The organism is Chitinophaga sp., from assembly GCF_039596155.1.
Taxonomy (GTDB): Bacteria; Bacteroidota; Bacteroidia; order Chitinophagales; family Chitinophagaceae; genus Chitinophaga.
This window is the reverse complement of record NZ_JBCNKF010000006.1, coordinates 245,164-268,836: the sequence shown is the minus strand read 5'-3', so window position 1 is coordinate 268,836 and position 23,673 is coordinate 245,164. Positions and strand designations below refer to the sequence as shown.

Genomic DNA, 23,673 nt, shown 5'->3' with positions numbered 1-23,673 from the left:
GTTTAAAATTGCTTCGAAACGTACACTTTGAAAATTTTTTTAGACAAGATGCTGTTTCTACACAACCAAATTTCATTCTCTTCAAATCTTGTATCGTGTGGCGAACATTTTCGTTTTCGTTTTTCGTTTTCGTTGTGATCATGTTTGCTTCGATGATTCAAATGTCTAACAAAAGTGTTCGCACAAAAACTCTTTTAGACGAAATTGAGAGTTTACCACACCAAATAAACCACCTCTTAGATATGGCAGTTGCCGGCGACCCCGGATCAGTACATTTTGCATGGTATGCATCGTTTGTAGCTGCTACCGTACTGGTCAACGATGGGCTGCGTGGTGCAACGGCCGGCCACAGGCCGGGAAATGAACACGGGCCTGAGCAGGTCCTTAAAAACAGTCAGCCCGCTCCAGCACAAGGCTGAAGCGGGCTGACCGCAATACTAACGGGGCTTTTTACTATACTTTACCAGCTACATTCAATCGATCGATCAACATCTGTTTGTGTTGCTTTGAAATAATGATGGATTCATTATTTATCAATTCAATTGAATTGCCCACGACCGATTTAATAGCCGGCAGGTGAATAATATAAGACTTATGTATGCGCACAAACTGCGTCTCAGGCAGTACTTCTTCAATACTTTTCATACGCATGTAAGTCACTACATTCTTTTGTTTCGTGACGATTTTGATATAGTCTTTCATGCCTTCGATGTACAGAATATCTTCGAAGAGGATCTTCGACAATTTATGTCCATCTTTTACAAACAGGTGCTGGGGTGTTTGTGCCTGGCTTACCGGGGCTGCTACAGCTGCGGTTTCACCTGCTTTTTGATCTATATCTTTTTTGGCTTTATTGATGGCTTTTAAAAATCTTTCGAATGATATAGGTTTTAATAAAAAGTCAACCGCATTCAGATCATACCCTTCAATTGCATAGTTGGAATACGCCGTGGCAAAGATGAGGAAAGGCGGATTAGACAATGATTTGATCAATTCCAGTCCGTTGATCCTCGGCATCTGGATATCGGTAATGAGGAGTTCTATGCTGTCTGTCTGCAATATATCAATTGCATCAAAAGCATCTGCGCAGGATTTGACAAGCTCTAAAAAAGGGATGCGCTCAATGTGACTCTCTAACAATTCGCGGGATAATGGCTCATCATCAACGATGATACATTTGATTTTCTTCATGGCTAGATAAGAGTTATGTTAAGGTTGATGCTATGCGAGTCCGGACTATTGTTAATCGATAATGAATGTTTATTCTGGTATAACAAGGATAGGCGTTTCTTCGTATTAGCGATCCCTATCCCCCCCGTTCCGGATTCTTTATTGTGTTTAAATAATGATTCGTCCCCTTTACTGTTTGCGATTTCAAAATACAGGGTGTTGTCCTCCACCTCAAATGAAATCCTGAGCCATGGATTTTTGGTTGTTGTATCCAGGCCATGTTTGAATGAATTCTCGATAAACGGGAATGTGAGCAGTGGTGTGATCTTATATCCTTCCAGGGATTCAGCATCATACACAAACTGAATGTCTACATCTTTCCCGTACCTGGCTTTTTCCAGTTGTACATAGTTATATAGAAAATCGGCTTCTTTCGACAATTCTACTTCTTCCCGATTTGATTCGTAGAGCGTATAGCGCAGCATATCGGATAGCTGCATAATCAGTTCCGGTGCCCGGGGATTATTTCTGACAGACAGCGAATAGATATTATTCAGTGTATTGAATAAAAAGTGTGGATTCAGCTGTGATCGTAGAAAACTTACCTCCAGGTTCAGGTTATCTCTTTCCAGGCGGAGTGCCCGGGTCATGGACCGGGAGATCTCTTCGACGAGTTTTATGGTGATAGGGGGTGTTACGATCATTAATACCCCGATAGAGGTCTGAAAAATGGTATGTGGGGCAATGATCTGCCAGATCGATTTGTCGGCGATGACCTTTACAGATGCCAGCAAGTCCCGGTCGGATATCGTAAAGTAATTGATTAGCAGTGACATAAATGAATAATTAATCACTGCCCAGATCCAGAAGGGCACCAGCAGACCTATAAAAAACAGGAACCGTTCCCGCCTTTTCAGGAACAGGGGTACCAGTACATAAAAGATGAAGTAAAAGAAAAACATCGCCCCCAACAGGTTTCTTAAACCGAATATGAGGGAAATAAGTCCGTTCGTCGAGTAAAGGAACATAATATTCAAGGTGTACAGGATCAACATAATACACCAGAATACGATGTGCACATACTTTACATTCTCCGGGATAAGTAATCGGGTAAAATCAAAGGGTCTTGGTTTCATGTCCTCCACTAAACAATTAGAAATCTGCGTCTTTGGTACGGGTCATTACTACATACGCTCATGAAGATAAGTTTTTTTTGGTGTAATTCCCTATTTAAAGCGGGTTTCCAGCCCAAAATTTGATGAGTATCCCCCCACCTGCTCTTGTCATTTTCCCCTGATAAACCCGATTTTCCCAAATTTCAAAATCCCTGATGCCTAAGCTGTGATCATTTCGTTGGGTAAGACATCACTTTGGTCTAAAAGAATTTTTGTCCGGCGGAAAAAGATGAAAGTTTGTATCGTAATCAACAACAAAAAACTACCACTATGAAACAAGTTAAACAAACTACCGGCAAACAATCAAACCTGAGCCTGAACAAAGAAATCATCAGCAAGCTGAACGCCTGCGGTTGTGGCAAAGGTTCTAATGGGCAGAATAACAACTATTCTTCCATCAACACCCTGCCTACCGGTGTATCGAGTTTAGCAACCATTACTGCCTAATCCATATTTCACCAATTATCTACCCAGCAATGATTTTGACCTGCATCATAATAGACGAAGACCCGCTCGGTGTTGATATGCTGGAATACTATATCAGTCAGACGGAAGGGACCAGGCTTATCGCCAAATCGACCAAAGCCTCCGACATACTGACCACTATCAGAAAGTCCGCCCCGGATATAGTTTTTATAGACATCAGTATTTCAGGTATTGAAAACCTGGTATTTGATGACATTTTCCAGAAGGACATTGTATATGTTTTCGTAACCAAGTATCCGTATGACTATGTGCTGGATGTTCTACCCAGACAATTAGCCAACGTTGGATATTTAAATAAACCCGTGAGTTTCCTGCTCTTCAAGAAAGAAATCGTAAGAATCAGGGAACTGTACGCATCCAAATTAAATTAACCCGCTACAAATATTGACTGTATGCCTAAAAAGATACTTACCATATTGTTCCTGCTTATAACCACCGTAGCCCTTGGGCAGGCGCAAATAACCGGCTCGGTTACTGACACAAAAAAGCAGGCAATACCCGGTGTATCTGTTGCTTTGAAAGACACCTATGATGGTGCTACTACTGACTCAGCCGGGCATTTCAGGATCCGTACCACAGAAAAAGGTACTTTCACACTGGTCGCTTCGGCCACGGGGTATGAAACCAGGGAACAAACCATTACCCTGGGTAGCCAACCCATACTGGCAGATTTTGCCCTGAAAGAAAAGATCAGTGAACTCAATGCCGTCACGGTCACCGCAGGTGCCTTTGGGGGTGGGATGGGCAAAAAAGGACTTACCGTATTAAGTTCGCTGGACGTGCAAACCACGGCCGGTGCCAACGCAGACATTTCCCGGGCGGTCAATACCCTGCCCGGCGCACAACAGATCAGCAACCAGGAAGGCCTCTTTGTAAGAGGAGGAGACAGCTATGAGGCCAAACAGTTCATAGACGGCTCCCTGGTAAACCGACCTTACTACCTGAGCGCCTCCAATATACCCACCCGGGGCAGGTACCCCGCTACCCTGTTCAAAGGCTTTGCCTTCAGCACCGGTGGGTACTCCGCTCTCTACGGACAAGCCCTCAGCTCTGTATTGATCATGGAGACGATCGATCTGCCACAACAGTCAGAAGCCAACGCCTTCCTCTCTCCTATTCAGAATAGCCTGGGCGTACAGCGCCTGGCAAAGAATGGCAAATCTTCCTTTGGCTTCAACTATCAATATACCAACACCAGCCTGTATTATGCACTGGTGAAACAGACACCTGATTACTTTATCCGTCCCAGGTTTCATAATGCAGACGCCAACTTCCGCATCAGGACCAAAAACGGGATGATTAAATACTATACTACTTTCAGTTATAATAAACTGGGGGTACGTACCTTCAACATCGACACGGTGGATATGAAGAACGCCATTACCCTCAGCAATTATAACTGGTTCAATGCCCTCAACTGGAAAGAGAACCTGGGAGACGGATGGAAGATGACCCTCTCTGCCAGCTATAGCATCACACACGACAGCATCAGCAGCCAATTGCAGGATGCGCACAATGTACCTCAATATACTTTCGAAAAATACTGGCTGGATACCGTGAACTTCCGGTTGGACAGAAGAGAGACCCTGCTGCAGGGCAAGGCGGTGATAGAGAAAAAATTCAGCAACCTGAATACCATTCGTTTCGGTAGCGAATACTGGTATGCGCAATACGATTTTCAATACAACTCCATCAGCAAACACCTGCCAGACCAGTTGACTGCAGGCTTTGCCGAAACGGAACTTTACTTTACCAGTTCGCTCGTAGCCACGATTGGTGTAAGGGCAGAATATTCTTCCATCCTCCAAAAGGCCAAAGTGGCACCCCGTGCCTCATTGGCCTATAGGATGGGCAAAGGATCAACGGTCTCTGCAGCCTTCGGACAGTTTTATCAGAAACCCGAAAACAATTACCTGCAGGTCGCCCCATGGCTGGGTTATACCAAGGCCACTCATTATATCATCAATTATCAGCGACAGGTACAGGGTACCTTCCTGAGAGTGGAAGCATTCTACAAGCAGTACGAAGACCTGATTAAAACAGTCCCTTCCTACAGCAACAGTGGCAGTGGGTATGCAAAAGGGATTGAACTGTATTTTCGGGACAAGACGTCTTTTCAACATCTCGACTACAGCATCAGTTATTCCTACCTGGACACCAAGCGGGATTACCTGAATTATCCTACCTCACTGATGCCTGGTATTGCTGCCAATCACACAGCGTCTGCTTCTGTAAAACGCTTTTTCACAAAGATCGGTACAGGTGCGAGCCTCACTTATACCTTTGCCACCGGCAGACCTTATTATGCCATCATACCTGATAGCACCGGTCATAGCTACTACATCAAGGATCAGGGCAAAACGAACGGCTACCAGACACTGGACCTGAGTATTTATCACCTGACCCGCATGGGCAAAGCAGCTGCCATCTGGTATGCTTCAGCGACCAACCTGCTGGGCCGGACAAACATCGCAGGTTACAACTACTCTTACAATGCCCTGGTAAAACAACCTATTCTGCCACCCGCCCAACGGACCTTCTTTGTAGGCCTGATACTGAACTGGGGGATAGACAGAAGACAAGACGCAATTGATAACCTTTAAAATATCACCATGAAACAAATCATCTTAGCCATCGCTTTGCTGGCCTCCATGGGAGCCCGTGCACAAAGCAGCAAATATGTAGCCGCCATGCAGCACAACCTCCAGTTACTTGATTCTGCTAAAACCACTGAAGACCTTGCGGCTGTATCACAGGCATTTGAACGCATAGGGGATGCAGAAAAAACACAGTGGCTGCCTTATTACTATGCAGGCCTGGCACAGACGCGCATCGGCTTTGCCGATCCAAAATCAGACAGGGACGCGATTGGTCAGAAAGCCAATGAGCTGGCAGAAAAAGGCGAAAAGATTGAAAAGAATGCAGAGCTCTGCACCATTCACAATATGGCAGCCACCCTCCAGATGCTGGTAAACCCCATGGAACGTTTTAAAACCTTTGGTATCAAAGCATATACTTACCTGCAGGAAGGCTATAAACTGGATCCGAACAATCCACGCCTGTATTTCCTGGATGGGGCCAATACCTTTGGTAAGCCTGAATATATAGGCGGAGGTAAAGAAAAAGCAAAACCATTGTTTGTAAAAGCGGAAGAACTGTTCAAAACAGCAAAGCCAGCAGAACTTTACCCACACTGGGGGCTGGCCGAAACAGAAAGATACCTCGCCAAATGTAATTAACCTTCAATCGTTACAACTATGGAAACGCTTGTAAAAGTCCTTATTTATATACATGCCCTGAGTGGCGGCCTTGGACTGATCAGTGGGATCGCCAGCATAGGCGTAAAGAAAGGTACCAGGCTACACAAAAACAGTGGCAAAACATTTTCTTATTCGATGATCATCAGCTCGCTGGTATCGCTGGTAATTGCGCGAATGCCAGGCCACGAAAACCTGTTCCTTTTCCTGATCGGGGTGTTTACCATCTACCTGGTACTGGCAGGCAATCGTGCGCTTACCTTCAAAGGCGGTATTAAAAGCAGCGCGGATACCGTTGACAAAACAATATCCGGGACTATGCTGGGAGCCTCTGTGCTCATGCTGCTGATAGGTATTTACCAGCTCGTTGCCCATCAAGGAGGTAATGCGGTGTTATTTGTGTTCTTCGGAGGGTTTGGGCTGTATATGACGTTGAAGGATTTTTACACTTTCAGAGTATTCAGAGAAAAGAAAAATGCATGGCTGAGTAGCCATATAGGCCGGATGACAGCGGCGCTGATTGCCTCTGTTACGGCTTTCCTGGTAGCAGGATTGCATATACAGACACTGGTGATGTGGATACTGCCCTCTATCATAGGAACACTGTATATCGCTTATTGGAATGCTAAAATAAAAGGGCCGGCGGCCTCGCTGGCACTCACGAAATAATAAAACCGGTATTGATCCAAAAAGTGTATGAAGACATTGGGTACTATTTAACGATCAACCGTCTTCACCACAGGATACCTCCATAAATCAGGGCTGACCATGCTACATGGTCAGCCCTAAGTATTTTCAATTAACTGCTTAATTAATTAAACAGGTACCTGATACCAAACTGCATTTGCCATCTGGACAGCAATGCGGTGTTATTAGCATAGCTATTCACATATGGGATCTGGTTCTTTGAATCAGCGTAAGGGAATGAGAATAATGGTGTTTTGCCATCATCCGCCAAACCTTCGAACTTCAGGAAGTTGTTCACTGTAGCCGCTTGTACGATGCCCCAGTTTCTGTTCAGGAAGTTACCTACGTTGATGATATCCAGCGACAGTCTCAGTGTATGCCTGTCTTTTCCTGTTTTTACAGAGATATCTTCAGTGATGTTTACGTCAAGTTTCTTGTAGTAAGGTAATACCGCAGCATTTGCTTTGGCTGTTTCACCACGATGGAACGCGAGGTATTTGTTCTGGCTGATGAAGTTGTCCAGCTGGGTATACATCTGGGATGCAGATCTTGGATCAGCAGCCGTACCGGTAGTAGACCCTGTATGTGTAGTGGTATTATAAGAACCCACATTGATCAGGTTAATATCAGTAGCGCTCTTTGGAATATAGATCAGGTCATTGTTAAAACCGTCCCCATTCAGGTCACCATTATAGATGTAAGAAACGGTACCTGCTGGTGCAGCTTCGAAGATGGCACCGAATGAAGTAGCGAAGTATTTACCATAGGATACCTTGTAAGATGCCATTGCGATGACACGGTTAGGCAATCTGTAAGAAGCATAACCCAGGTTACCGCCATTAGGATCGCCGCTTACAGCACGTGCACTCCACATAGACGATGCGGTGCTACCTGTTTCAGACGTATTTCTTGCGTCACCATGAGAGTAAGCAACACTGGTGTACAGGTTACCAAAGGTACGCTCGATCTTTGCAGTTACATTGTAAGTATACCCTTTGTTATTGTTCTTCATCAGGATAGCATTACCAATATTTGGGCTGGATAATGAGCTACCGTCTGCATAATACCTGTTACTTTTATTCAGCACAGTAGTCAGTGATGTATTATAACGCATACGGTTATCGCCGCCATTGTTTAATGCATAGCCATTGGATTCATTCAGGTTGATATTAGAGAAGTAAACCGCATTGATATCTTTGGTATAAGTACCTTCTACGGTGAATACCCAGTCACTGATCTTCTTATCTACTGCCAGGCTTCCTTTCAATACTGAAGGGTATTTGAAATTCTTATCTGTCAGGGCTACGCTGTAAGCAGTATTAGCGGAAGCAGATGCCGGACGGTATGTATTTGGATCGGCGCTGAATGCAACACCGGCATTATTTGTGAAGGAGCCCCACTGAATACCATTGTTACTAGCCTGGTTGCTCAACCATACGAATGGTGGAGGACCGGAGAAGATACCGAAACCACCTCTTAACTGGAGGGTTCTGTCTCCCATCACATCATAGTTGAAACCGACGCGTGGAGAAACCAGTACTGCATTGCCAGGCGCTTTCCCAATGTTGTAGCTCTGACCATCTTTGAAAGTCAGTTTATCAAAATCAGGGTTATCAGTGAAGGATTGTTTATAGATGGTCATATCAAAACGAACACCATAGGTGAAGGTGAAACGATCAGATACTCTCCATTTATCCTGTGCAAATACGCCCAGTTCTGTGGAACCTGCATATGCCCATGGGAAAGAACCATCTTTCAGTGCGGAGTACTGCAGGTAATAGCTCTTTGCATTTGCAGTACCATTGTTCACACTGTTGTAGAAGTCAGTCAGGCTGTTGAACTGGTAAGCACCCTGGTAACCGGGAGCAAATGCGTTCTGGTATTTCCTGTAATAGTCCTGTGTACCGACGGTGATCTCGTGTGCACTTGTATAGTAAGTGAAGATATCGGAGATCTGGAACACGTCTGTATTCAGTACGTTGTTGTAAGTATATGGTTCGTATCCGAAAGTGGTATAAATATTACCATTGTTCAGGATATCGACCAGTGGGAAAGTATTGGAAGAGGAGTTAGGTTTACGGAAGTCACGCAGGGCGGTATAACCTACCTGGAATTTGTTGGACACCCTGTTACTGAACCTTGAATTTAACTCCGCGATGAAGATGTTGAAGTTATTATTGATCACGTAACCACTACCGGAGAAAGGCAGTGCGTTAAGGCTTGGCTGACCATTGGTAACACCTGCAGGACGGCTGTTGCTCGCAAACTGGTCGCTGGATGATTTCAGGTAGTTATACTTTACGGTCAGTGAATGCTTTTCATTCAGGTTCCAGTCGATTTTGATGGTTGCCTTGTCACTATTGGTTTTGAAAGAGTAGCCGGAGAAGGCACCCGGATCATAACCAAACTTATCTTTCAGGAAAGTAGCGAGTGCATTCAGGGTATCTGCATTGGCATTTGAGATACCGGCAGATGCGCTGGCAGGGTGGCTGGCGTCAGAAGGTACCCAGCTGGTAGCAGGGGCAGTTTGACGGGAAGACTCTAAGCTCAGGAAGAAGAATACTTTGTTCTTAACGATCGGTCCACCGATGGAAAGGCCACGTATATTAAAGGACAGGGGTGTTTTAGCGATTGTGCTGTTGCCAACTTTATAACCTTGTGTGCCGGCACCTTTAATATAGGTATATACAGATGCTTTCAGGGTATTGGTACCGCTCCTGGTTACGGCATTTACACCGGCACCGGAGAAACCACCCTGACGAACGTCGTAAGGAGATACGTTCACCTGTACCTGCTCGATCGCATCCAGGCTGATAGGCTGTGCGCCGGTTTGGCCACCCAGGGTACCCGACAGGCCGAAGGAGTTATTGAAGTTTGCACCATCCACCGTGAAGTTGTTGTACTGAGGGCTTCTGCCACCAAAGCTCTGGCCAGCGGCTACGGTGCTGCTGGTTGGCTCCAGGCGGGTGAAGTCCTGTGCAGAACGGCTGATAGTAGGCAGTTTTTCCAACTGGTCTCTGCTGATGATTTCCTGGGAACCGGTACGGCTGTTGTTGAAGGTTTTATCCTGTTTGCCTTTTACCACTACTTCACCCAGTTGTTTGGTAGAAGGAGCCATGGTAAAGTTACCGGTGAATTCCTGTCCTAGCGACAGGTTGATGTTGTCCAGATGCTGGTCTGCGTAACCGATGTAGGATACGGCAATAGTGTAAGGTCCCCCCACACGAACGTTTGCAAAGTTGTAGCGGCCATCAGCACGGCTGGTGGTTACATAGCGGGTCCCGGTTGGGGTGTGTACAGCTGTAATAACAGCGCCGGGAATTCCAGTCTGGCCGTCGGTAACGATACCGTGAATTTCGGAGGTTGTTTCCTGCGCCAGTAGGAACATAGGTAGACAAAAGATTAACACAAGTGTTAATAGACAATTTCGGATCGACATGAGTTGCCTGATTTTGATTTTGGTTGTTAAATTATATGAATTACAAGCTATTCAATATACATTGTGTGTTAAGTGTGGGTTACATTTCCAGTTTGTCTTTTACGAACTGCTGATAATAACCCGGTACATACTTACAGGCCTGCTTATAAGGTACCTTAAATGACGGCTTTCCCTGAATTGCGATCTCACAACTATCATTTGGATCACAACAACCACAATACCTGGAATCAATCTGTTGTACTGTGTCGGCTACTATTCTGTAAGTTCCGAACTGCATCGCCATATCGGCACAGCCAGCACTCTGGTACGAAAAGATCAGCCCTGTCTTTTCCTGGTATTCAGCTGAAACGATCTGATCGAAATGCTTTACCTGGATAAAATGGTTATTTCGATAGAGCCATAGGTCAGAAATCTCCCCAGTATGTATTTCCCAAAAATTCCTGATCACTTTTAAGTCGGGAATGTGATCTCCATTAAAATCGTTTACTGTAATAAAGTCCGAGTATGTACCCTGTCGGACCGGAGCGGTCATTTCAGAAAAAATAGTATCCCATTTGGTTCCGGATTGTCTTAAGATGATGATATGTGCTGTTGAGTCGTTTGGATAATACCTTATGATTGCATCCTTGTGTTGTTTGTTGAATAGGTAGCCAATCTTTATAGCTACCCAGATGTCTTCGTAGTTAAAAGAAAGCGAGTCCTTATTATGTGAGAACAGGGAGTCGATTTCATATTTCCCAATTTCGGTATAATTAGCTTCAGCATCCTGATCTTGTATTGTATCTGTTATTGATTTTGTTGTTTCTTTGGCTGATATTGTCGGTTTAGGTGTTTGTCCACAGTATATAAAAAAAGGCAACAGGAGGGTAATAAACCATTTCATTTTACACAAGATAATATTTCTTATGGATCTTTTGCTATCCATTTCATCCCCCCAATATACAACTCCCATCTTGTTGCTTTTTAGCTGATTAACCTCTACCTTTCCCCGCTATTAGGTACTTATGCCAGAGAGGATTGTCTACTATTTATTTCCTATTATACTACTGTTCGCGGCGATGGGGGCTCGCGCACAATCTAAAATCCATTATCTGAACAATGAACCGGTGCTGGAAATCAGCCCGGATGCTGCCGTTTTTATAGTGGGGAACCCCTATCCCAACGACGAAAAGTACCGGTTCTCCCTGTCACAGCCACTGAATTATACCTTATATATAGATGGCAAAGCCCATAAAGCCGGCCCGGCGACCCCTATCCGTCGGCGGGAAAGGGGGGAAATATACCTGACCTTCAAGGGCAATTCCTCCACGGCTCTCTACCTTCAGCTGAACGAGGAAGAGGTGCAACACTATGGTTATAAGGTACATCCGGTTATCAGACTGGAAAAGGAAATTGCCGCCTCCAGCCGGGATCACCTGCTGACCATCTCCTGGATCATCACGATTTCCCTACTGGCCTGTTTTGCCGCATATAACTTATACAACTGGTTTCAGCTGCGTGATCGTGTCAATCTCTGGTACCTGGCGGTACAACTGGGGGCTATGATCTTCATTACTTCCTTCAAGCATTTCGTCACCCAGCTACTCCCTTTTTCCTGGTATCAACTCAGGGTGATGCCAGATGGTACCGTTTACAAGTATAATCTCAACTCGTTCTTTTTACATATCGGTTGTATGATCGTGTTTACAGGACTGATCCAGCTGACGCGCTCTTACCTGCGCACCAGGGAATTATTGCCTGTTTACGATGCGGTGCTTCGGTATTTACTGGTCGGATACCTGGTTTTCGAGATTGTTCCTGCGCTTGTGACCATTTCCGGCTGGTTTTATCTGGACAATTACACCCTTCTGTATGATGATGTTTTTATCTGCCTGCTATCTCTGGGCATATTGATTACCAGCATAGTAGCTTGTAAAAAACGTATCAGGGCAGCAAGGGCTTTTATGTTTGCGAACGCCCTGCCGATTGTATTTGCCACCGGACTGGCTGTCTTTTTTATTTTTAATTCTACCCCCAACTACACCAACAACAGCTCCCTGCTGCCTGAGATCGCTATTATCTCACAGCTCATTACCTTCACCATTGTACTGGTCACCCGCATCAAAACCATCCATGAGGAACTGGATGCCAAGGGATATGAAATAGCCAGACTGGAAGCAGATATTGCCCGGAGCAGACATCACCACTGGCTTATTGAAAAAGAAAACGAGCAGATTTCCCTGGCCATACAGGCAGAAAAAGACAAAAACGAGCAGCTACAACAAAAACTGGATACTAATAACCGGGAGCTGGTAAGTAATAGTCTTTACATCCATCAGAAAAATAAACTACTGGACGACCTGAAAAAGCAACTGCATGATATTGATGAATTATACCCTCATATAAAACATCCGGGTATCAAAACCATCAAGACATCCCTGCGGGAACATAAATTTCTGGATGCGGAATGGGATAAATTCAGGTTACATTTTGAACAGGTACATCCTGGTTTCTTCGAAAAACTCAAGGCAAAACACCCCAATCTCACCAATAATGAGTTGAGATTATATGCTTATTTCCACATCAACCTGTCTACAAAAGAGATTGCTGCGCTACTCAATATTGAGGCAGCGAGTGTACGGCAGGCCAAAGCCAGACTAAACAAAAAGCTGAATATCAAATAATAACAAATAGGCCTTTTCATTTGTATACACTTTGTAGACGCTCATTTTATCCGATTTTGAGCGTTTTACCCTTTCTTTACCTCACAATTGATAACAGCATATCGGCCTATTGTCCTGTAGTGAAATTAATCCCCTTTCTCTCACCTGAACGTGAGGAAAGAATTGTTCGTAAGCGCATTCATATTTGTGGCCCCAACAATATTTAGCAGAGAGGCCCCACTTTTAAGTTTCTATCAAAGCGTAATGAATTGATAACGCAATTAGCCCCATCCCAACCCATATACTGACTGGCTGGAAAAGGAAGTCTTTTCTGGTCAGTCATGGGATTGGCCAGGTGATCACAAGGTAATTTTCTCATCTCCGTCCTCATAAGGTACATAGATCATCATCAGGGTAAACATTTCTTCGTTTGCCCGCATATCCCCGCTGGACATCACCAGTTTGGGCGGCTGATTGGGGTTCACCGGATTATCCTTCGTATTGTCATACACCCCGGTCATATGGATGACAGAACCGGCCGGGATCTTTACCAGGTGTGGCAGCCGGTACAGTTCCTGCCAGCGGAAATCCCAGGCCGGGATATGTACCAATGGAATGGTGTCCCGCTCCGGTGTCACGGCATAGGCAGTGAACTCTTTTCCCAGGAGGTGCATATGTGGCCATACGTACATGATGGATTGCGTTTCCTGTGTTTTTACTTTCAGGGTATAAGTGCTCACCTGGTTCGGGAAGATGACAAACCGGGGCTGAATGTCTCGTTCTGCAATTCCTCCCGATCCGAGACTGATAATCTGGACTTTGCGCTGTACAGGTCCTTTCTTGAAGAATAGCTTTACTCCTACATTAGAGATTTCGTCTGCAGCTATGGCGGCATAGTGTACAGTTAACAGCACGACCCCTCTTTTAGGGAGCACCCAGCCAAACTGTTTGGGATAAAACTCTTCGGTAGTACCCGGAATCCAGCCGGAGTAGTACACCATATTTCGCTTCAGTGGACCGTAACGCTTTACTTCAAGTCCGGCAGTATCGGTATCTGCTTCTACAAATGAGGGGGCGATATTGATATCTTTGCCGGCATCCTGCACGGCATAAAAACCATAATTGATATGGTGAATGACTTTTTTGTTGTTGGTGTATAGTTCCAGCCGTTCAATATTGGCGGTGTCTTTCAGTTCAAAGGGGACTTTGAATACCACGAACCGTTCCTGATTGTCGCCTTTCACGGTATAAGCTTTATCGGCTTTCATGATCAGATCGGGGGCAGTGGTGTCAACGGGCGTTGATGCTGGGGTAATGACAGGTTTTCCTTTGGGGGCGTTGCCGGATATCCAGTCCAGGATCACTTTCTTTTCTGCCGGCGTAAGAATACGGTTATTGGCGTAGTCTCTATAATGCACATCTGCCTTGAAAGGAGGCATGTAACCAGTAGTAATCACTTCTTTGATAAAAGAGGTCCGTCTCTTTACCTCTTCGAAGGTAGCGAGTGAAAATGGTGCTGATCCACCAGTATGGTGACACCCTACACACCTTGCTGCTATCACAGGCTGTACATCAGCGTAAGTCTGTGCCAGCAACAGGCGTGCGGGCAGTAATATCACCATTAATAAAAATAATGCTCTCATCAGTTATCGTTAATGTAACAACCGACCGGTTTGGTCACAGCGGGATTCACTGCTTTGCCGGCCATGGTATTGATAATGGCGTCTTCCAGATAATGCGCGGTGGCAGTGATCTTAGTCTGCCCCAGGCGGGTGGCCCAGTCATCGATCGCTCCCTGGTAAACTACTTTGCGGTTGCTATCGAGCAGGCATACTTCCGGTGTTACCGTGGCACGATATTGTTTTCCCAATTTATTTGCCTGATCGGTTAACAATGGAAAAAAGACCTTATACTTCTGTTGGAATGTGGCAAAATCCTGTTGTGTGTACCAGTGACCAGGGAATACGCCGACAACAGTAAGGCTGCCGGCGTATTTCTGGCTCAGTTCATTTAATGGTTTTGTATAATTTTTGCATAGCGGGCACTCCGGCGATAACCATACGATAGCTATCATCGGTGTATGATAACGACGTACATTCTGCGCGGTGGCAAAATTGCAAATCAGTAATAACAATACGAAGGCCCTCATACAATATTTATTAATTAGCGGTATCCCACCATACACGACCCTTGATGTCGTCAGGGGTACTGAATCCATTTACTTTCACCATCTCCTGAATAGCCGCCAGCCTGTTTGCATAGTTCAGGTCGGATACAGAAGGATAGCTTACAGAAAAGCGTCTTGGCATTACCTTTTCATCGCTGTCTACAACAACAGGTTCACGCTTCAGAATGTTGCCTGTCTGAGACGGGAAGCCGGTACGCTTGATGGTAGCCCATGCTTCATTCTGGTTTCTGAAGCTGTTGATATATTCCTGCACGCAGATCTGTTCCAGTGCATTGGCGGCATCATACTTCACACCGGGTTTGGTAATATACGTAGCAATTTCATCTGCTGACAGTGCTTTATAGCCGGTTACACCTGCTATTTTACCCATGCGGTCATACGCGCTGACAGATGCGGAGACACCTGCATAATACAAGGTTTGTGCATCTTCGTTGGTGATCCCTCTTGCAGCCAGCTCAGCCCGCATAAAGCATACATCAGCATATGTAATGATAGGGAATGTAATTGAATGCTGCCCGGTTGGATTATAAAATAATGAGTCCTGGATTTCTGACACCCATCTCTTTGTTACAGATGCGCCATTGTAACGGAACTTCAGGTCAGAATAATAGTAGTTGACGGTAGGGTCGGTGGACTTAGCAGGGTTTGCAAATTGTCCCCTGTAGGACTTTCCATCCCATTGCAGCGTATCCGGAAGGATCTTCTGGGCTTTTGCTGAGTCAAACTGATCTTTGGTAAAGGATTGCTGGAAAAAGATCCTTGTGCGTGGATCGGCGGTGTTCACCATGAAGTCAACGTAGTTCCTGGCACCGGATACATTCCCGTTACTTTCGGGGTTGTAGTTACCGCCCTTTGCATAGGTGATGGCCCCTTCAATCTGCCAGTTCTCATCATTGGAGCTAATCAGTCCACCATCGTCTGCCAGGATCTCACTTACCAGTGTTTTCATTTTTGCAGCATCCCTGTTTATCAGTCGCATCGCCAGTCTTAAGCGCAGGCTGTTGGCAGCCTTGATCCAGTAACTCACATTACCACCGTAATAAATATCCTGGTTACCCAGATTGGCCTGGGATACAGTAGGATTGGTCTTTAATGTCGCTACACTTCTTTTCAGCTGTGCCTGCAGCGTATCGAACAATACTTCCTGTGCATCATATTTTGGCGTGAGCAACCCGGTATACCTTGCCAGGAAAGCTTCTGTATAAGCGATGCTACCCTGTACATCTGACACATAGCTGGCATAATAAGCCATGGGAATGTAAGTGATTGCATACAGGTAAGTATACTTTTCGCGATCGCTGCCTGACTTTTTCTCTATCAGCTGTTGTACGTCTTTCAGCTGATTGCCTACACGCGTGTAAAAGTTGCTGTAACGCTGGTTGAGGTTACCGCTACCTTCATAGACAGTGGCAGAGGCGCCGTTCATGGTCACAAAGGTTTGTGTCCAGTAGTACATGGCCCTGTTGTAATCGTAATAGTATTCGAAGTCGGAACCATTGATGGCCGTCAATGCAGATGTAAACTCCTGTTCAGGATTTACAGTCAATACATCATCCGGGTCAGTATTCATTTCAGCAAATTTCTTTCGGCTGCAACTGATCATGCATATAGGAATCAAGAGCAGCAGGAATATATATTTAAATCTATTCATCTTTAACTAGTTTTCTGATTAAACAAATCACACCTTAGAAGCTGCCCCAGATCTGGAAGCCGATGTTACGGATATAAGGCATTGCAGATACTTCCTGGAATGCATCCGATCCGCTGCTGTTCAGGTTATCAGGATTCACGTGGTCTTTTGCACTGTTGTACAGGTACATGAGGTTGTTACCTATTAAAGAGAAGCGCAGACCGTTCAGTTTCAGTTTTGCTGCTACCTTGTTAGGCATATCGTAAGTCAGGCTAACCTGCTGCAGAGATACCCATGAAGAGGTAAACATGGATGCTTCGCGGATACCATTGCCCCAGCTATGAGTGTTCTGGTAGTAGGCGAATGAGTTGGTGGGATTGATCCAGCCTTTGTCATATGCATCTTTCATTGTCATACCTGACAGGTCGTGCGATGCACCATCCAGACCAGTTACGACAGTACCATCTCTGTATACACCGTCGATGATCATACCGGTTTCCATTTCTACGCCTGCGGCATTTGTAAATTTCTTACCGCCCAGTTTCTCATTTCTGAAAGGCAGTGTGCTCTTCATGCTACCCAGCCAGCTACCCAGATCATGTGTGAAGGAGTATACTTTACCACCGAATTTGCTATCGAGTACAAAACCTAACTGAAATTGTTTATAGTTAAAGTTATTGCGCCAGTTACCCAGGAAGTCAGGCGTAATGTTGCCCACTGCAGGGTTCTTGTTGAGACCATCATTATAGTTCTGTGCTCTTACATATACAGAGGAACCTTTTGCACTTGACATGCTAAGCACTCTCTTACCGTTGTTTTCGCTATGCTTACCATCAGGGCTGTTGTACGATGCATAGCCATAGTTAGCGATGATAGTACCGTAATCTCCGCCTTTCTTGGCAATCACACTGAAACCATCGCCGCTACCCAGCGATACATAATCCAGTCCATAAGGCAGGCTCAGGACCTTATTTCTATTGCGGGTATAGTTGAAGTAGGTATCCCATGAGAAGTTCTTCGTCTTGATTGGTGTAGCATTCAGGCGAATTTCCCAACCACGGTTGCGTACTTTACCACCGTTGATCAGGGTTGCACTTACACCTGATTCGATAGGTGAAGAGAAGCTGATGATCTGTGCTTTACTATCCTGATTGTAGAAGGTGATATCTGCGCCCAGTCTGTTCTTGAAGAATTTCAATTCGATACCTGATTCGAATTTATGTGAGCGGGTTGGCAACAATGACTGGTTAGGCAGTGTATTGGAGCTATAGCTGTAGCTGGCTACACCGTTATAAGAACCATTTGCTGTATAGGCACCGGTATTCGCAGTATAGTTGGTAGTACCACCACCTACGCTGGCAAATGATGCACGCAGTTTACCATAGTCAAATGCAGCAGGCAGTTTGAAGTTGTCAGTAAAGATCCAGGAAACGTCGGCACCGGGATAGAAGTAGGAATAGTTACCATGTCCGTCGTTGTATACGAGTGTAGAGTTCCAGTCATTTCTGCCATACAGGTTTAAGTAAAGAAATTCTTTATACCCCAGTTGTGCCTGTGCAAATGCGGAGCTGGATTGATATTTATTAGGTGCAGATTCGTTTACAGTTGAAACGCCATTAGAGTTCGACAGGCGGTATACATCTGGCAGGATATAGCTTTCCATTTGTGCAGACAGGCTTTGTTGCACGCCTCTGTTTACCTCACCACCTCCTTGTACCATCAGGCTGAAGAACGGTGTCAGGTCATTTGTGTAAACGAGGCTGGACTGATAACGCTCTATCGTTTTGTTTGTAGTGCTCACATTGTACCTTGGGTTACCAAACCCTACATCCTGACCTCTTTGTTTATTGTCCCAGTTGGTACCGATATAGTTTACACTGGCGAGGCCCTGCCATCTGAGGTGTGTGGTCAGATCTGCTTTCAGGTCAATGCTACCTCTGAAGTTATTTTCAGTCTGTGTCATTTTATTCTCCAGGAGTGGGAACCATACATAGGAGGTCATACCACTGGGGTCGTTTTGATTAACACCACCGTTTACCTTATCGATATAATTTGACATCCAGTATTTGGTATCGTAGTTACGGGTACCACCGTATACGAAATTCTTCATGGTACCGTAATTCGCGCCTACGTTTGCAGGGTTTACAGCAGTGCTCTGTACATAGGTAACGTTTGCATCTACCATCAGTACATTGGCAATCTTGGTAGTACCACGGAACGCGATGTTATTGCGACTCAGGTCGTTGTTAGGTGTGACACCTTCAGAGTACAGGTTGGAATAAGACAAGCGGTAGGTACCGAGGTCACTACCATTAGATAAACCAACATTGAAGTTCCTGGTGATACCGGTGCGGAAAGCATCCAGGATATTGTGTGGACGGGGATTGTTCTGGATAGTTTTGCCTGTTACGTCTATTACCGTCTGACCTGTCATTTCAGGGCCAAAGTTGTAACCATAGGTATCAGGGTTGATTTTCAGGTTACCATTGGCATCTTTAGCAAAGTCAGCCAGGCCATAGCCTGAGCCGAACTGGTTCTGGAAGTCAACGGTTTTATAAGGAGTAGCAGTGTACATGTCAGCGCTCACGTTTACACCCAGCCCCCTTTGTTTGAATCCTTTCTTTGTTTTGATGAGGATAACCCCATTTGCGGCACGGCTGCCATACAATGCAGTCACCGCACCACCTTTCAGTACACTGATAGATTCGATATCATCGGGGTTGATGTCTTTCAGGATATTACCCATGTCCTGATCGCTGCCTTTGTTTGGCATGATTACGTCCTGGTCCATGATGATATCATCTACCACAACGAGTGGCTGGTTGCCGTATGGATCCAGGGATGCGCTACCTCTGATGAGGAAGCGGGTAGTACCCTGGGGGCCACCGATACCTGACTGTACCTGTAAGCCGGGCACCATACCCTGCAGGGCAGCGATCGGGTTGATAGGGGTGGCTTTCAGGATGTCTGCACCACCTACAGATGATACTGCATATCCTAATGAACTTTTATTGCGGGATTCTCCAAAGCCGGTAACCACTACTTCACCCAGTGCACCGGTCTTGGCCTGCAGTATTATTTTGAGTGGTTCGTCTGAATTTGCGACCACCTCTTTCTGCTCCATACCAATAAAAGAAAACACGAGGGTAGCACCAGCCGGACCATCCAGCTCGAAGCTACCATCTGCTTTGGTTAAGGTTCCTTTCTGAGCGCCTTTGATTCGTACGGAAACGCCAGGGAGAGGATTGCCTGCCTGGTCTCTTACGACACCTGTAATCACCTGGCGGGGAGCCAGTGAAGGAGAGATCAGCCTTTTAGGGCTCAGTACGATCGTATTATCTTCAATCTTATAAATGATGGGCTGATCTTTCAGGCACATGTTCATGGCCTCTTCGATCGATGCATCTTTAACAGAAATATTTACCGGCCTCGCGTTGTCAAGCAGGCGGGCATCGTACCAAAAGAGGAAACCGGTTTGATCCTTAATAGAGTTCAGCACACTGGTTAAAGCCACATTCCTGCCGGAATAGGTAACTTTTTGTGAGAAGCCCTTTGCGTGGATCTGGAGGCAGCAAGCTAATATCAAGTAAGTAGCAAGGCGCATGATCAAAAAGATTTTGGAGGACATAAAACGGCTGCCAGGCCAGGCTTTGCCGTGCATGGATAAATTCATACCTTGAGTAGGTTTTGGTTACGAAATGAAATAGTTCTTCATGATGGCTATTTGCTTATAGCCAGACCAGACTACTGCCGGGATTGTTGCAGCGATCCCGGCTTACTTATGTAAAGCCTTCAGTAGTTTAGACAATAGTTTGATGCTTCATTTGATTACTGCTCATAATGATGATTTAGTTTTTGGTTAGATATTAAATAGATATAGACGCTACGCTATGGTGTTACAGTGATGGTATTGCCCTCCATCTTAAAATTGACCTGACTATAACTCAGGATCTTCAAATTGGTTGATAAACTAGCTTTTCTCTTAAGCTCTCCAACAAAACGAAAACCGGGTATAGGACCATCAAAATTCACATCGACATCATACCAGCGTGACAGCTGACGCATGACGGTTTGTATGTCTGCCTGATTGAACCTAAAATATCCATTTTTCCATGCGATAACGCTTTCAATGTCCGTGGTGGCTAACACATTGAGCCTTCCATCTTGTTCTAACTGTGATTGTTGTCCTGGCTGCAGCAGTTTAAACTGTCCGTGGGCTGAGACTTTCACTGCTCCTTCTATTAACGTTGTTTGAATTTGTTTTTCATCCGGGTAAGCCATGATGTTGAAACTGGTGCCCAGTATATCTATCTGCATGCTTCCTACTTTCACTATGAAAGGTTTAGCTGCATTTTGCTGTACTTCAAAATAGGCTTCTCCTGTTAGGTCTACTGTTCTGTTGTTGTCATTGAACACAGTTGGAAAACGCAGCGAAGACAGGGCATTGAGCCATACCTTCGTACCGTCTGGCAATGTGATCTGGAACTGGCCTCCACGTGGTATGCTGATCTTATTGTATAAAACTTCGTTACTGTTACCGGCGGCGTTGTAGGTAAGCTCCCCTCCTTTGGCTTTGACTACGGTGGTACCACCCTGTTTAGCGATCTGTTTGTTGCCCGTACTATCAAGCACAATGGTAGATCCATCTGCCAGTGTAAGGATTGCTTTATCTCCGCCAGGCATGATATCGTGTACGGCTTGTGATTTGGCGACGGGTTTGCTTTTATAAAACTGCCACACGTGTCCGCTCTGGCTGGCCGCTATTATTAAAAGGATGGCGGCAGCATAGCGTAACCAGCGGGAATGCTTCTTCTTTTCCATCACTACCAGTTCTTTCCTTTCTTCAGCCTGGAAGATGGCGGTGGTAATGGCGGCAATGGTGCTCATAGGCAGCTCCATTTCCGGGGCTGTCTCATGTGCCTTTTCGATTAACTGCCTGGCTTTCTCCTCGTTCTCAGGTAGCTGCATCAAGCGGGTTAATTCGGCTACTTCTGCTTCGGTAGCCTGCTCACTCATGCAGCGATTAAATAACTCTTCCAGACGGTTTAATGAATCCATTACTAATATTGACGCTTAAAAAATAGGTTTGGGGGGTAAAGGGTAAAAAAAATTTCACCTGCCCAGCCAGATGATAATCATCATAAGATCCAGGTTGGCCATACAGAATGCCCGGATGTTTTTCATTGCCTGTTCCAGATTGGATTTTACAGTTTCGGGAGAGATATTCATGGCTGCTGCCGCGGCATCTCTTTTCATCCCTTCCTTTTTGATCAGGATATAGGTTTGCTGCTGCCGTTCTGGTAGGCGGCGAATTGCTTTTTCGAGCAGGTTTTCATATTCTCTGTCCTGTACTACTTCTTCAGTAGCATTCGCGGCCGGCGAGCATGCATCCAGTTCAGTATCACTGATGCTCAGTACATCCCGTTGTTGCTGGCGGAGGGCGCTGTAGATCATGTTGGTAGATACGGTGTGCAGAAAGCCCGAAAAGTTGGCGATCTCTACCAGTATTTCTCTTTTCAACCAGATCTTCAGGAATACGTCCTGTACAATCTCTTCCGACAGGGGCACCGACCTGGTAAGCCGGTATGCCACGGAGTATACCCGCTTATGATAGTGGGAGACCAGCAATGCAAATGCAGTCTGATCACCGGATGCGATACGCTGAAAGAAGGCGCTATCTAATGGTGGCCTCGTCATGTTTTGATTAAAACTGGTAGCTGCCGCATCCATGAAAATAAATTGTATTGTGACCCGGATAAAAATACAAAAATCCGCGTATCGTCAAGGGGGCACATAAAAAAAGAGGTTATATCTATAAAGATATAACCTCTTCAACTTGAAGCATTCAAGCTTAATATAATTTTGGTGCTGCATTCAGCATCGGGAATTCCCGTTGATGCCAGTACGGATATACCGGTGGTACTTCACTTACCTTATCGAGTCGTTTTACCTGATCCAGGGTCAGGTTCCAGCCTACAGCGCCAAAGTTCTGTTTTAGCTGCTCTTCATTCCTTGCCCCGATGATGATGTTGGAAACAGTAGGCCGCTGCAGTAGCCAGTTGATAGCAACCTGTGCGACCGTCTTCTCTACTTCTTTCGCGATTGCTTCCAGTTCATCGATAATGTTGTAGAATACTTCGTCGGCAATAGCAGTGGCCGGGATTGGACTACCACCCTGTGCTACCCTTGCATCGGCAGGCGCTGGCTGGTTACGGCGGTATTTACCACTCAGTCTGCCAGCTGCCAGCGGACTCCATACGATGGTACCTACCTGCTGGTCAATACCCAATGGCATTAGTTCCCACTCAAAGTCCCTGTTCAACAGTGAATAATATGCCTGATGCGCGATGTACTTAGACCAGCCATATCTCTCAGAGACAGACAGTGATTTCATGAGGTGCCAGCCGGAGAAGTTAGAACATGCTATGTAACGGACTTTGCCGCTCTGTACCAGGGTATTCAGCGCATTCAGCGTTTCTTCTACCGGTGTATTGGCATCAAAGCCATGCAGGTGATAGACGTCAATATAATCCGTGCCCAATCTTTTAAGGCTTGCTTCGGCACTTTTGATCAGGTTAAAACGGGAAGAACCATAATCATTTACCCCCTCTCCTAAAGGGAAGGTTGCTTTGGTAGAAATCAGAGCCTGGTCGCGCAGTCCCTTTAGCGCCTTACCCAGAATCTCTTCTGAGGCACCTGCAGAATACACATTGGCAGTATCAAAAAAATTGACGCCTGCCTCTAAACAGATATCTATCAGGCGACGCGCTTCTTCCACCTGCGTACTACCCCATGCTTTAAAAAATTCGTTGCCCCCACCAAAGGTTGCGGTCCCGAAACTCAATACGGGCACTCTTAATCCGGATCCTCCTAATTGTCTGTATTCCATGGTTTCAAAACTTTTTGATCTATGTCTAAAATTAAGTCCCCCGCTCAGAAAAACCTGTTTACTATCCTGTTAAATAGTAAATAGAAAGAGGTTAGCTCAAAAGTAGTTTT

General features: G+C 45.4%; 18 protein-coding genes. 7 read left to right on the top strand and 11 right to left on the bottom strand.

What is annotated here, in order from left to right; all coding sequences use genetic code 11:
- Positions 1-242 precede the first annotated feature (242 nt).
- Positions 243-419 (top strand): hypothetical protein, encoded by a 177-nt coding sequence (locus tag ABDW33_RS08535; RefSeq protein ID WP_343689635.1) that lies wholly within the window; start codon positions 243-245, stop codon positions 417-419.
- A 34-nt stretch (positions 420-453) separates the two neighbouring features.
- On the opposite strand, the gene ABDW33_RS08530 is transcribed toward ABDW33_RS08535, so the two are convergent.
- Both ABDW33_RS08530 and ABDW33_RS08525 read right to left on the bottom strand, forming a co-directional pair.
- Positions 454-1,191: a LytTR family DNA-binding domain-containing protein gene (locus ABDW33_RS08530; protein ID WP_343689634.1), complete on the bottom strand. Its 738-nt coding sequence runs from the start codon at positions 1,189-1,191 to the stop codon at positions 454-456.
- Positions 1,192-1,193: 2 nt separating this feature from the next.
- A complete protein-coding gene (locus ABDW33_RS08525; RefSeq protein ID WP_343689633.1) occupies positions 1,194-2,306 on the bottom strand; it encodes a histidine kinase in 1,113 nt (370 codons plus the stop codon).
- A 309-nt stretch (positions 2,307-2,615) separates the two neighbouring features.
- On the opposite strand from ABDW33_RS08525, the gene ABDW33_RS08520 reads away from it, so the two are divergent.
- From ABDW33_RS08520 to ABDW33_RS08500, 5 genes are read left to right on the top strand one after another with little or no spacing between them, the layout of a single operon-like run.
- The gene (locus ABDW33_RS08520) at positions 2,616-2,792 is read left to right on the top strand and encodes a hypothetical protein (protein ID WP_343689632.1); all 177 of its coding nucleotides are present in this window, start codon (positions 2,616-2,618) and stop codon (positions 2,790-2,792) included.
- A gap of 29 nt (positions 2,793-2,821) precedes the next feature.
- Entirely contained in the window at positions 2,822-3,202 is a 381-nt protein-coding gene (locus ABDW33_RS08515; protein ID WP_343689631.1) for a hypothetical protein, read from the top strand.
- A gap of 21 nt (positions 3,203-3,223) precedes the next feature.
- On the top strand, positions 3,224-5,434 hold the full coding sequence (locus ABDW33_RS08510; protein WP_343689630.1) for a TonB-dependent receptor: 2,211 nt from the start codon (positions 3,224-3,226) through the stop codon (positions 5,432-5,434).
- Between the two features lie 9 nt (positions 5,435-5,443).
- Positions 5,444-6,070, top strand: coding sequence for a hypothetical protein (locus tag ABDW33_RS08505; RefSeq protein ID WP_343689629.1), 627 nt, complete (start codon positions 5,444-5,446; stop codon positions 6,068-6,070).
- A gap of 18 nt (positions 6,071-6,088) precedes the next feature.
- Positions 6,089-6,757, top strand: a complete 669-nt coding sequence (locus ABDW33_RS08500; RefSeq protein WP_343689628.1) for a hypothetical protein — start codon at positions 6,089-6,091, stop codon at positions 6,755-6,757.
- 142 nt (positions 6,758-6,899) lie between these two features.
- Here ABDW33_RS08500 and ABDW33_RS08495 read toward each other — a convergent pair whose 3' ends face one another.
- Positions 6,900-10,163 carry a carboxypeptidase regulatory-like domain-containing protein gene (locus ABDW33_RS08495; protein ID WP_343689627.1) on the bottom strand — a complete coding sequence of 1,088 codons (3,264 nt, stop codon included), beginning with the start codon at positions 10,161-10,163 and terminating at the stop codon, positions 6,900-6,902.
- A 130-nt stretch (positions 10,164-10,293) separates the two neighbouring features.
- Positions 10,294-11,097, bottom strand: coding sequence for a hypothetical protein (locus ABDW33_RS08490; RefSeq protein ID WP_343689626.1), 804 nt, complete (start codon positions 11,095-11,097; stop codon positions 10,294-10,296).
- Between the two features lie 121 nt (positions 11,098-11,218).
- On the opposite strand from ABDW33_RS08490, the gene ABDW33_RS08485 reads away from it, so the two are divergent.
- Positions 11,219-12,877, top strand: coding sequence for a 7TM diverse intracellular signaling domain-containing protein (locus ABDW33_RS08485; RefSeq protein WP_343689625.1), 1,659 nt, complete (start codon positions 11,219-11,221; stop codon positions 12,875-12,877).
- 338 nt (positions 12,878-13,215) lie between these two features.
- On the opposite strand, the gene ABDW33_RS08480 is transcribed toward ABDW33_RS08485, so the two are convergent.
- The 7 genes from ABDW33_RS08480 to ABDW33_RS08450 form a co-directional block, all read right to left on the bottom strand.
- On the bottom strand, positions 13,216-14,499 hold the full coding sequence (locus ABDW33_RS08480) for a cytochrome c (RefSeq protein ID WP_343689624.1): 1,284 nt from the start codon (positions 14,497-14,499) through the stop codon (positions 13,216-13,218).
- Complete coding sequence (locus ABDW33_RS08475; protein ID WP_343689623.1) at positions 14,499-15,005, bottom strand: redoxin domain-containing protein; 507 nt, start codon at positions 15,003-15,005, stop codon at positions 14,499-14,501. Before ABDW33_RS08475 ends, ABDW33_RS08480 begins: the two co-directional genes overlap by 1 nt.
- A 10-nt stretch (positions 15,006-15,015) precedes the next feature.
- Positions 15,016-16,614 (bottom strand): SusD/RagB family nutrient-binding outer membrane lipoprotein, encoded by a 1,599-nt coding sequence (locus tag ABDW33_RS08470; RefSeq protein WP_343689622.1) that lies wholly within the window; start codon positions 16,612-16,614, stop codon positions 15,016-15,018.
- A 115-nt stretch (positions 16,615-16,729) separates the two neighbouring features.
- Positions 16,730-20,278 (bottom strand): SusC/RagA family TonB-linked outer membrane protein, encoded by a 3,549-nt coding sequence (locus ABDW33_RS08465; RefSeq protein WP_343689621.1) that lies wholly within the window; start codon positions 20,276-20,278, stop codon positions 16,730-16,732.
- A gap of 284 nt (positions 20,279-20,562) precedes the next feature.
- Positions 20,563-21,732, bottom strand: a complete 1,170-nt coding sequence (locus ABDW33_RS08460) for a FecR domain-containing protein (protein ID WP_343689620.1) — start codon at positions 21,730-21,732, stop codon at positions 20,563-20,565.
- 54 nt (positions 21,733-21,786) lie between these two features.
- The gene (locus ABDW33_RS08455) at positions 21,787-22,404 is read right to left on the bottom strand and encodes a sigma-70 family RNA polymerase sigma factor (RefSeq protein ID WP_343689619.1); all 618 of its coding nucleotides are present in this window, start codon (positions 22,402-22,404) and stop codon (positions 21,787-21,789) included.
- A gap of 121 nt (positions 22,405-22,525) precedes the next feature.
- Positions 22,526-23,563 carry an aldo/keto reductase gene (locus ABDW33_RS08450; protein WP_343689618.1) on the bottom strand — a complete coding sequence of 346 codons (1,038 nt, stop codon included), beginning with the start codon at positions 23,561-23,563 and terminating at the stop codon, positions 22,526-22,528.
- Positions 23,564-23,673 lie beyond the last annotated feature (110 nt).